General features: G+C 61.2%; 7 protein-coding genes. 5 read left to right on the forward strand and 2 right to left on the reverse strand.

Features of this window, described 5'->3' with window-relative positions:
* Window positions 1-227: 227 nt before the first annotated feature.
* Both K0M74_RS05110 and K0M74_RS05115 read left to right on the forward strand, forming a co-directional pair.
* Window positions 228-1,238: a 2-hydroxyacid dehydrogenase gene (locus K0M74_RS05110; protein WP_293968885.1), complete on the forward strand. Its 1,011-nt coding sequence runs from the start codon at window positions 228-230 to the stop codon at window positions 1,236-1,238.
* Between the two features lie 3 nt (window positions 1,239-1,241).
* Window positions 1,242-2,723: an L-lactate permease gene (locus K0M74_RS05115; protein ID WP_293968763.1), complete on the forward strand. Its 1,482-nt coding sequence runs from the start codon at window positions 1,242-1,244 to the stop codon at window positions 2,721-2,723.
* Here K0M74_RS05115 and ppsA read toward each other — a convergent pair.
* Window positions 2,672-5,122, reverse strand: a complete 2,451-nt coding sequence (ppsA, locus tag K0M74_RS05120) for a phosphoenolpyruvate synthase (RefSeq protein WP_293968765.1) — start codon at window positions 5,120-5,122, stop codon at window positions 2,672-2,674. The two genes, K0M74_RS05115 and ppsA, sit on opposite strands and share 52 nt — an antisense overlap.
* 342 nt (window positions 5,123-5,464) lie before the next feature.
* Between ppsA and K0M74_RS05125 the strand changes: the two genes are divergently transcribed.
* From K0M74_RS05125 to K0M74_RS05135, 3 genes are all read left to right on the forward strand, one after another.
* Complete coding sequence (locus K0M74_RS05125) at window positions 5,465-8,173, forward strand: cation-transporting P-type ATPase (RefSeq protein WP_293968767.1); 2,709 nt, start codon at window positions 5,465-5,467, stop codon at window positions 8,171-8,173.
* Between the two features lie 221 nt (window positions 8,174-8,394).
* Window positions 8,395-9,228, forward strand: a complete 834-nt coding sequence (locus tag K0M74_RS05130) for a universal stress protein (RefSeq protein ID WP_293968769.1) — start codon at window positions 8,395-8,397, stop codon at window positions 9,226-9,228.
* 243 nt (window positions 9,229-9,471) lie between these two features.
* On the forward strand, window positions 9,472-11,037 hold the full coding sequence (locus K0M74_RS05135; RefSeq protein WP_293968771.1) for an NAD(P)/FAD-dependent oxidoreductase: 1,566 nt from the start codon (window positions 9,472-9,474) through the stop codon (window positions 11,035-11,037).
* A gap of 69 nt (window positions 11,038-11,106) precedes the next feature.
* On the opposite strand, the gene K0M74_RS05140 is transcribed toward K0M74_RS05135, so the two are convergent.
* Window positions 11,107-11,520 (reverse strand): hypothetical protein, encoded by a 414-nt coding sequence (locus tag K0M74_RS05140; RefSeq protein WP_293968773.1) that lies wholly within the window; start codon window positions 11,518-11,520, stop codon window positions 11,107-11,109.
* Between the last annotated feature and the right edge of the window lie 11 nt (window positions 11,521-11,531).

Consider the following 11,531-nt stretch of genomic DNA (forward strand, 5'->3'; position numbering starts at 1 on the left):
GTATCGACGAGGATCAAGGTCAATATTTGAGTCCAGATCTGCGCAGGTTAGCGATCGCGGCCACCACAGCTGGCGGCAGTGGTCCGTATGCTTCACCCTATAACGACCTCCTCGGCGGCATTTTATCAGGGATACTACTGACATCGCGTTGAAGCCGACCGCCCTAAATGCCGAGCAGCTACACAGCAGACAGGGTGGTCGGGCCCGTTTTGCAGAAAGACAAATATATGCGCGTCGCCGTTTTCAGCTCAAAAGCCTATGATCAGGAATTTCTCGCCGCTGCCAATCTGACTGTGAAAAACAGGCACGAGTTGATGTTCCTCGACGCGCGCCTCGGCCCGGAAACGGCCCAGCTCGGCCAAAAATGGGATGCGGTCTGTGTCTTCGTCAACGACGTCCTCGACCGGTCGGTTCTCGAAATCCTCAGCGCCGGCGGCACGCGGCTGGTCGCCCTGCGCTGCGCGGGATTCAACAATGTGGATCTGGCAGCGGCCCGCGATGTCGGTATAGTTGTGGCCCGGGTGCCCGCCTATTCGCCTGAAGCTGTCGCTGAACATACCGCGGCGTTGATCCTGTCCCTCAATCGAAAGATTCACCGGGCCTACGCCCGGGTGCGCGAAGGGAATTTCTCGCTCGACGGATTGATCGGCTTCGACATGAAGGGGCGCACCATCGGCATCGTGGGGACCGGCCGGATCGGGGTTTGCGTCGCGCGCATCATGCGAGGATTCGGTTGCCAGGTGACGGGGGTCGACCCGCGCCATGATCCCATGTTCGTCGAGGCTGGCGGCCGATATGTCGAACTGCCGGAACTCCTCGCCACATCCGACATCATTACATTGCATTGCCCGCTCACGAGCGAGACCCATCACCTCATCGATACAAGGGCGATCGATCTGATGAAAGAAGGGGTGATGATCATCAACACCGGTCGCGGCGCCCTGGTCGAGACAAAAGCGCTCATCAAGGGCCTCAAAAGCGGGAAAGTCGGTCATGTCGGGCTGGACGTTTATGAAGAAGAAAGCGATTTGTTCTTCGAGAACCTGTCCAGCCAGATCATCCAGGACGATATTTTCGCCCGATTGCTGACCTTTCCCAATGTGCTGATCACCGGCCACCAGGCGTTTCTCACCCGGGAGGCGTTGCGCGCGATTGCGGAAACGACGATCGCCAATATTTCGCAGTTCGAGCAATCGGGTTGCCCCGTCCACCCGGTTACGCTCGACAAGCCGGGATAAGGCGTGGCGATCTGGCTCGCACTCGTCCCGATTCTGCTGATGCTGTTTTGCATGGCTGCGCTGGGTTGGTCGGCAGCGCGCGCGGGCATGGTGGGCGCCGCCGCGGTCATCGGCGTCGGCAATTTCCTGTTCGGCTATGAACTCAGCTTTTTGAATCTGATGGGTCCGCTGCTGGAGGCGGCCTTCACCGCGGCAACGATCCTGTGGATCATATACCCGGCCCTCGTCCTTCACGAGTTTCAGCAACGCACCGGCGCGTCCGAGCGCATCGGGGTCTGGCTGACGTCCATTTCTGATCGACCGCAAGTGCGCGTGCTCATCCTTGCCTGGTTTTTTGCCTTGCTGCTGGAAGGCGCGGCGGGCTTTGGTACACCCGTGGCGCTGGTGGCCCCGATGCTCATCGCGCTCGGCTTCTCGCCGCTGCGCTCGTTGATTCTCGCATTGATCGGGCATGCCGCCGGCGTCTCTTTCGGGGCCGTTGGCACACCGATGCTACCCCTGATCGAGGTGTCGCAAGTCATGCCGAAGGATCTGTCGCTTGCCGTCATGCTCCTGCACGCCGCGCTCGGGTGGACGCTCGTGGCCCTGATATTTCACCTGTCGCGGACCGAGCAGCGCCGTGCGAGCTGGGTCATCATACCCATCGCGGCGCTTTTGTTCGCCCTGCCGGCCCTCTCGTTGGCCTGGCTAACCGGGCCCGAGCTCCCCACTATCGGCGGCGCATTGATCGGGGGCCTGGCGTTCGTCACCCTGGCAAAACGGCAATGGCCCGGGGCCGGCACCGAGCACGGCACAACGAAGGGCCTCCTTTTCGCCGCCCTGCCCTATGGGCTGATCCTGGTGCTGCTTTTCCTGACGCGGGCCGTCCCGGTTGCTTCGATGACGCTCCAATCCTTCGCGCTCGACTGGGAATGGGCCGGACAATTCAGCGGCACGGTCAAGCCCTTATATCACCCCGGCACGATGCTGATGATCGCCCTGGTCGGCACGGCGCTAGCGCGCATCGATCAGAGGATGGTGATCATGCCGTCGCTGCGCGCGGCGGCAAGCCGCCTGCCCGAAGTTACAGTGGCGCTCGTCTGCGTGCTGCTGATGGCCAGGGTCATGGCGCACAGCGGAATGATCGACGCTTTGGCTACCGCCGCATCAAGATCATTGGGATCGGCGTGGCCCGCCGCCATTCCTTTTGTCGCCGCCCTGGGATCCTTTGCAACCGGATCGGCCACCGCCTCGAACATCCTGCTTGCGGAATTTCAGCTCGCCGCGGCCAGGGTAGCGGGTCTGGGGCCGCTGCCGGCGCTCGCGGGCCAGAGCTTCGGGGCGGCAATCGGAAACATCATCGCGCCGCACAATATTGTCGCAGGTGCCGCCACCGTCGGGTTGATTGGCCGCGAAGGAGCGGTGCTCAAGATGACGCTGCCGGTGTGCCTCGCTTATGCAGGACTGGGCGCTCTGCTGCTACTGGCATTCACCGCGCTCGCGTGAGGCGATGCGGCCGCGGCGGCCTCGGCACTGGCGATCACCGAACAGGTCTTCACGAAACTGTCCGGATTGAGCGAGATCGAATCGATGCCTTCTCCCACCAGGAATTCGGCGAAATCGGGATAGTTGCTCGGTGCCTGGCCGCAGATACCGATCTTGATCTTCGCCGCGTGCGCTTTGGCGATGGCCTCGGCGATCGCCACCTGCACCGCCTCGTCGCGCTCATCGAACATTTTTGCCAATATTTCGGAATCCCGGTCGACCCCGAGCAACAGCTGCGTGAGGTCATTCGATCCGATGGAAAAACCGTCGAACCGCGCGGCGAATTTTTCGGCCAGCAGCACATTGGAGGGGATTTCGCACATCATATACACTTGCAGCCCATTTTCGCCCCGTCGCAGCCCGTTCTCCGCCATGGCGGCGAGCACGCGATCGGCCTCTGCCGGGGTGCGGCAGAAGGGCACCATCACGATCACATTGGCGAAGCCGAGCTCGTCGCGCACCTTGCGCAGCGCTCTGCATTCGAGTGCGAAACCGTCGCGATAGCGTTCGTCATAATAGCGCGATGCGCCCCGAAAGCCGAGCATGGGGTTTTCTTCCCGCGGCTCAAAGGCATCGCCACCGATCAGATGCGCATATTCGTTGGTCTTGAAGTCACTGAGGCGGACGATCGCCGGATGCGGAAAGAAAGGGGCAGCCAGGCGCGCGATGCCGCGCGCCAGCGTGTCGACAAAATAGTCGGCAGGGCTTGCGTGCCCGCGGACCAGATCTCGGATGAGACGGTTATCTGCGGCGGAAACCCGGTCCGGGTTCAGCAGGGCCATCGGATGGACCTTGATCAGATTGCTGATGATGAATTCCATCCGGGCAAGGCCGACCCCCTTGGCGGGCAGGCGCCACCATTGGAACGAAGCCGCGGGCTCGGCAATATTGAGCATCACCTCGGTACGGGTTTCCGGAATGGATGAAAGGTCGACATCCTCGACGGCGTAATCGAGCAATCCCGGATAGACCGAACCCACTTCGCCACCGGCGCATGACAAGGTGATCTCCTGGCCATCGCGGAGCGTCGAAGTTGCGATGCCGGTCCCGACCACCGCAGGCACGCCAAGCTCGCGGCTGACGATGGCGGCGTGACTGGTACTGCCGCCGCGATCGGTGATGATTCCGGCTGCACGCTTCATGATCGGCACCCAATCGGGATCGGTATTTCCGGTCACCAATATTGCACCGTCCGGAAACGCCGCCATGTCCGATGGACTGTGGATCAGGCAAACCTTGCCGCTGGCAACCGCACTGCCAATAGCCACCCCGGTCATGAGCGGCGCGGCATCCGTTCTGAATAAATAGCGGCGGAAACTCGCCTGCCCGGCACCGGCGTGGATGGTTTCAGGCCGGGCCTGAACGAGGTAGAGGAGGCCATTGCTGCCGTCCTTGGCCCATTCCAGATCCATGGGCCGTCCATAATGTTCTTCCACGGCTACCGCCCACCGGCCGAGCTCAAGAATCTCGTCGTCGCTCAAGACAAATGCCCTGCGCTCCGCGCTGGTCGAGGCAATGACGCGGGTCTGGCTACTGCCTTCCTCGGCATATATCATCCGGATCGCCTTTTCGCCCAGCGACTTCTCGATGATCGGGCAGGCTCCGGGCCGTTCGAGCAATGGCTTGAACACGATGTACCGATCGGGATTCACGGCCCCCTGGACGACGGTTTCGCCGAGGCCCCAGGTCGCACTGATCGTGGCAACGCCGGGAAACCCAGACTCTGTATCGATCGTAAACATCACGCCGGACCCTGCGATGTCGGCGCGAACCATTTGTTGCACCCCAACCGAGAGAGCTACCGAGAAATGATCAAAGCCTTTCGTCTCGCGGTAACTGATCGCACGGTCTGTAAACAGGGATGCGAAGCAGCGCAGACACGCGTCGAGAAGAGCCTTTTCTCCGCGGATGTTGAGATAGGTTTCGTGCTGTCCCGCAAAGCTCGCATCGGGAAGATCTTCCGCAGTCGCGCTGCTGCGTACTGCCACCGAGGGATCGGCCACGCCCGTCCTCTTGCCAAGCTCGCGATAGCCTGCGCGGATTTCGTCTGCCAGATGAGCAGGTAAGGTGCTTGCCAGCATCAGCTCGCGGATCGCGCGTCCGGTCTCCTGAAGCGTCATTTTCCGGGAATGATTACGCGCGATGAGATTGCGGATCACCGGCTCAATTGCGTTCGCCGTTACGAAATCGCGGAACGCGTCAGCGCTGGTTGCAAATCCGCCGGGAACCCTGACACCGGCCTTGCCGAGGCGGCTCGAGAGCTCGCCGAGCGATGCGTTCTTTCCGCCGACGGTCGCAATATCGCCGATACCGAGGTCTTCGAACCATAAAATTGCGGGCTTGGAAGTTGCGCTGGTCATTTCATCTCACCTCGCTCGCCGTCGCAACGGCGGGAGTGCCCAGCCTAGGTCGCGCCGCAGTGCCGGTCTGTCCGTACTACTACGGATGGAGCGTGACCCTGAGCCACGGGTAAGGCCGTCGCTGTCCGGTACCCTCCGCGAGCGAGTGATTTCGGGAACTCGCCAAATCGGGTGCGGAAGTCATCTTTTAACCGTGTCACGACGCGGCGGCGGGGGCACGAAATCCTTTGTGGCGACAAGCAGCAAGGACGGTCGAGATTTCCTTTCATGCCGGGTGAAGTCAGGCCCACCGGAACGCTTTTCGTGCTCCGGTCAGAGGTAGATCGAAGGTTCAGGTTCAATATGATGCATAATGATGGGCTGCGCTATCACGCGCTTTCGAAAGAGGAGAGTTTCCGCGCTCTCCAGTCGTGCATCGAGGGCCTGTCGTCCGCCGAGGCGGCCTGCAGGCTTGCCCAACTTGGGCCAAATCGGTTGCCCGAACCAGCGCGGCGCAGTGCTGTCGTCCGCTTTCTTCTCCATTTCCACAATATCCTCATATATGTGCTGCTCGGGGCGGCGCTGATCACTGCGGCGTTGGGCCACTGGGTCGATACCGGCGTGATCCTGGCGGTGGTGCTGGCCAATGCTGCAATTGGCTTCATTCAAGAGGGGCGCGCAGAAAATGCTATGGCCGCCATTCGCGGCATGCTGGCACCCCATACAGCCGTGATCCGCGATGGCGCGCGGCGGACGATCGATGCCGCCGAACTGGTGCGCGGGGATATCGTGCTGCTCGAAGCCGGGGACCGGGTTCCGGCAGACCTGCGGATTGTCGAGGCCCGCGGGCTGAAAGCGGAAGAGGCCATATTGACCGGCGAGTCGGTTCCCACCGACAAAAGACCGGATGCCGTCGCACCGTCGGCGCTGCTTGGCGACCGGAGTTCGCTGCTGTTCAGCGGCACGCTGGTTTTAGCGGGCACGGCGCGGGGGCTGGTCGTCGCGACAGCGGCGGACACCGAGATCGGTCGGATCAGCGGCCTGCTCTCGCGCGTCGAGACACTCACGACGCCTCTCGTTCGGCAGATGAACCTGTTCGCCCGCTGGCTGACGGTTTTCATTCTCATCGTCAGCGCCGGTCTGCTGGCGTTCGGGGTCTTTGTGCATGATATGCCGTTCGGCGAGATATTCATGATTGTGGTCGGGCTTTCAGTAGCAGCGATTCCTGAAGGCTTGCCGGCAGTTCTGACGATCACGCTCGCCGTAGGCGTTCAGGCAATGGCACGGCGAAACGCCATCGTCCGCCGCTTGCCGGCCATCGAAACACTCGGTTCGGTGTCGGTGATCTGTACCGACAAGACCGGAACGCTCACACGCAACGAAATGATGGTGACCGCGATCGTTGCGCCCAATCGGCGATATTGCGTTGAGGGGCATGGATACGACCCCATCGGCATCGTGAATGACGAGGATGGTGTCACCATCGGCGACGACGAGCCTGTGCTGCTGGAGATCGCGCGCATTGCCGCCCTGTGCAACGACGCCGAACTTCGCCGAACGGATGACGGCTGGTTCGTTGAAGGCGACCCCATGGAGGGGGCACTGCATGCGCTTGCCGGTAAGATATCAGGCAGTCTCAGCGGCGAGTGCGGCAGTTTTTCGCGTACCGATGCAATCCCGTTTGATGCGGCACACCGCTACATGGCGGTGCTCAATCATGATCATGAGGGCAGTGCGTACATCGACGTCAAGGGAGCGCCGGAAGCCATTCTCGACCTTTGCAAGGATCAGCGGGGGCTCCAAGGCCAATCTGCGCCGCTTGACCGGGCCTATTGGCTGGAGAATATCGAGGCCTTGGCGAACCAGGGTCAGCGCGTCATCGCCTTGGCGTCGCGGACGACGAACCAGGGGGTAACGATACTCAACAGCGCCGATCTGACCGGCGCGCTGACCATGGTCGGTCTGGTCGGATTGATCGATCCGCCCCGGCCCGAAGCGATCGACGCGGTGGCCGAGTGTCATGCCGCCGGTATCCGGGTAAAGATGATTACCGGCGATCACGGCGCCACGGCGCGCGCCATTGCTGCACAGATCGGACTGCAAAATAGTGAGCGGGTGCTGACGGGCGCTGATATCGAGCAGATGTCGGACGCAGAACTTGCCGACACGGCGCTCGAAACCGACGTCTTTGCGCGGACATCGCCCTATCATAAACTCCGCTTGGTGATGGCACTGCAGTCGCGCGGACTGACCGTTGCCATGACCGGCGACGGCGTCAACGACGCGCCGGCGCTTAAGCGCGCCGAGGCCGGAACGGCCATGGGGATCAAGGGCAGCGAAGCCGCCAAGGAAGCGTCGGAGCTGGTGCTCGCCGACGATAATTTCGCTTCGATTGCCGCCGCCGTCCGCGAGGGGCGAACGGTTTACGACAATATCAAGAAGGTAATCAGCTGGACGCTGCCCACCAACGCCGGCGAAGCCATGACAATCATCGTCGCATTGCTCGCGGGCATGACGTTGCCCATCACCGCCGTTCAAATCCTCTGGATCAATCTCATCACCGCCACCACGCTGGGTATCGCGCTTGCGTTCGAACCCAGCGAGAAAGGCACGATGCGGCGTCCACCGCGTCGCCGCGACGCGCCGCTACTGAGTGGGGAGCTCGTCTGGCATATCCTGCTGGTGTCAGTATTGTTCGTGGTCGCTGTCTTTGGTGTCTTCGCTTATGCGATCGAAAAGGGCTATTCGACTGCACTTGCACAGACGATGGCGGTCAACACGCTCGTGGTGCTCGAGATTTTCCACCTCTTCTTTATTCGCAACATTCATGGAACATCGCTGACGCTGGCGGCGGTACGCGGCACGCCCGTCGTCTGGTATGCCGTCATCACCGTTACGGCGGCCCAATTTGCCATCACCTATGTCGCACCGCTGCAAGCCATATTCGGAACCGAGGCAGTGCCCTTGGTCGACGGATTGCTGATCGTGGCGACTGGCTCGGTCTTCTTTGCCCTGATTGAAACCGAAAAACAGATGCGGCTCGCGTTCCGCCGTTTTGCAGGCGAGGCCTGACGCATGTGACCCGTTACCGACGGTCCGGCTACGTAGATTTACGGCTTCCGAAAAGGGAACGATCATGGTCAAGCCGGGCGGACTTCGCCGTTAGTGGCAGCGGGCAGCCAGGCCCGGCTGGCAGGTCGCAGCAAACGGATCCGGGCGGGCTACGCTTGGCTTTGAGGCTGACGCTGCGGGAGCGCGAAGTACAAGGTTCGAACGACCATGGAGTAGGCCCGATGTCCGATCACAATCTTCTGCTTTATGCATCGCTGGAAGCCTCCGACCCCGCCTGCGGGCCAGCGGCTTATGCACTCGGAGCCGCGGCGGCCCTGGGTGCCCAGCTCGATGTCTTGGTCCCAAATCTCGACCTGCCCTTCACCGGTCATTGGGAAGACCCCTCTGCCGAGGAGCTTGAACGGGAGTCGGCAGCGCGCCAACGGCAGGCGTCGGAATTGGCGGAGGCCATCGCCGAAGCGGCGCGCGCGCGCGGCGTTCCGGTATTCACGCAAACCGATTGGGCGCACGCTTTCGGCTTTTTGCCATTTTTGACCGACCGGGCGAAGCTCTATGACCTGATGATTACAGGTGTCGACCGAAGCAATTTTCTGAGTGAGCGAGAGATCGCCGAACAAGCCCTGTTTGAATCGGGTCGGCCCGTCGTGGTGGTCCCGAAGCAGTATGAGCTTTCTTTCGATTGCAGCCATGTGACAATTGCCTGGGACCACAGTCGCTCGGCTGCCCGTGCGCTGCACGATGCTCTGCCATTCCTTCGCTTGGCGAAGAAGATCAGGTTCGTGGCTGTCGGGGGTGAAAAGCGTTTCCAGACCAACCCCGATCGTCAGATCATCGAACTCGCCATGCGACAGAAAGGTTTGGACGTGCGCTTCGAGCAGATCGAACTCAGGGAGAAATCGATCGGCCCGGCACTGCAGGACTATGCGTTGGAAGGCGGCGCTGACCTGCTCGTGATGGGTGCCTATGGCCACTCCCGGTTTCGCGAATTTCTGCTGGGCGGCGCGACGCGCGAGATACTCGACAACCCGCGCTTGCCCGTTCTGCTGTCGCATTGACCGAGCGATAGCGCGAAATAGCACACGGCCTTTCGCCTCTTTACTGCCTGCTGCGGTAAAGCGCGATTTTCGCCGCCGTCGGTAACCTGGGGCAGTGGCCGTTTCAGGCTGCCCCCTGCTGAGCAGGGGGCAGACGCGAAAATCCGGCGACAGTTTGCGGTCGCCCGAAGCGGTTTGATCCAAATCAATGCTCGCAGGCGCGGTGCGTGCTTCCCTTGTGCAAGGAAGATTGGGGGAGATGATATGACCACGACCGCCTCTGCAGTTCGGCCCGCCCCCGCAATTGGCGGCGCAAAGGGCAATCATGTCGACGTGCTCATTGTCGGCGCCGGCATATCGGGGATCGGCTCGGCGTTTCACCTCCAGCAACAATGCCCGGGCAAGAGCTATGCGATCCTCGAAATGAAGGACACATTTGGCGGCACCTGGGAGACGCACAAATATCCCGGCGTTCGTTCGGACTCGGATCTCTACACCTTTGGGTACCGCTTCAAGCCCTGGGTCGGCGCGCCGATCGCCAGTGCTTCTGAAATCCTCCGCTATATGGGTGAGGTGATCGAGGAAAACGGCATCGCACCGCATATCCATTATGGCCACCGGATTATCGCGTGCCGCTGGTCAAGTGCCGATAGCCGCTGGACCGTCGAAGCGGTTCGGCGGGCTGACCGCCAGATCGTTACCTTCACCGCCAATTTCCTGTGGATGTGCCAGGGCTATTACGACCATGAAAAGCCGTACATTCCGGACTGGCCGGGTTTGTCGGATTACCAGGGGCAGTTCGTTCACGCGCAATTGTGGGATCCCGCGACCGATTATACGGGCAAACTGATCCTGGTGATCGGGTCGGGCGCGACGGCGGCGACCATTGTTCCCGCCTTCGCAGAAAAAGCCGCACATGTGACGATGCTCCAGCGCTCGCCGACCTATTTCTATTGCTCGGAGAATAAGAACGAGCTCGCCGACCGATTGCGCGAGGTCGGCATCGACGAACCCACGATCCACCGCGTCGTGCGGGCGCAGATCATGCACGATCAGGATCTGATGACACGCCGCTGCCTTGACGAGCCCGATGCCGTGTTTGAGGAGCTGAAGTCGCTGATCCGGGCTTTTTCGGGCGATCCCGATTTTTCGTTCGAACCCCACTTCACCCCGAAATATCGCCCGTGGCAGCAGCGACTTGCCTTCTGCCCCGAGGGCGACATCTTTCGCGCCGCCACGCAGGGCAAGTTGACCGTGGTGACCGATACCATCGATCGCTTCACCGCCCATGGTGTCCGCACCGCGAGCGGCGAGGAGATCGAGGCCGATCTCATTGTCGCGGCCACCGGCTTCAACCTTTCGGTCATGGGTGGGATTCCGTTCGAAGTCGACGGCACGCCGATCGACTGGGCAAAGACCGTCACTTACCGCGGCATGATGATGACCGGTGTCCCGAACCTGGTGTGGGTCATGGGCTACTTCCGCGCCAGCTGGACGCTGCGCGTCGACATGATGGGCGATTTTGTCTGCAATCTGCTGAACCATATGGACGACATCGGTGCGAAAAAGGTTGAAGTTGCATTGCGCGCTGAGGACGAGGACATGGCCATCCTGCCGTGGATCGAGGCCGATAATTTCAACCCGGGCTATTTGATGCGCGGTATCGATGCGATGCCGCGCCGTGGCGACCGGCCCGAATGGCGTCATAATCAGGATTATTGGGCGGAAAAGGACGCCTTTCCTCATATCGATCTGAGGGGCGCCGAGTTTCTCTACGACGATGAGTGTACAGTGATGACCGGACAAGACAACGAAGTGGCCGCCGAGTAGGCGGGCGGGCGGAGCTGGTGGGTTGCGGCCTCGACAGTCGATCCATTCAGAAATTGGATTGAGGGGCTGCTAGCCCATGAGCGGCCTTGGCGGCACCGCAATCCATTCACCCCCAGTGATGAAAGCACTCCATTGGGCCAGCAACATCCGACGCATCTCGAGAAAAGTGGCGCGCTGATTGGCTTTGACCACCTCGTCGTCGATGACATACAAAAGGGCCGATTCGGCGACAGCCTCGGGAATATAGGGCTGCTGCTCGGCGGACCAGGTTCGCAGGCTGGTTCGGAAGCCATGGGGAACCCAGGGAAGTTCGTCCGCGCGCATGACTTGCGACATGGTCATGTCGCTGACCATCTTCCCTTTCCTGTTGGCGAAGATGAAGGCATCGGGCTCGCTTGGATCCGAGTAGGCGGAAGCACGCCTCAATATTTCGAGTGCCGGTGCATCAAGCGTGACGACATGCAATTGCTTTGACTTTCGCATGAGTTCGGCTG

It is taken from the genome of Sphingopyxis sp. (assembly GCF_019459305.1).
Lineage (GTDB): Bacteria > Pseudomonadota > Alphaproteobacteria > Sphingomonadales > Sphingomonadaceae > Sphingopyxis.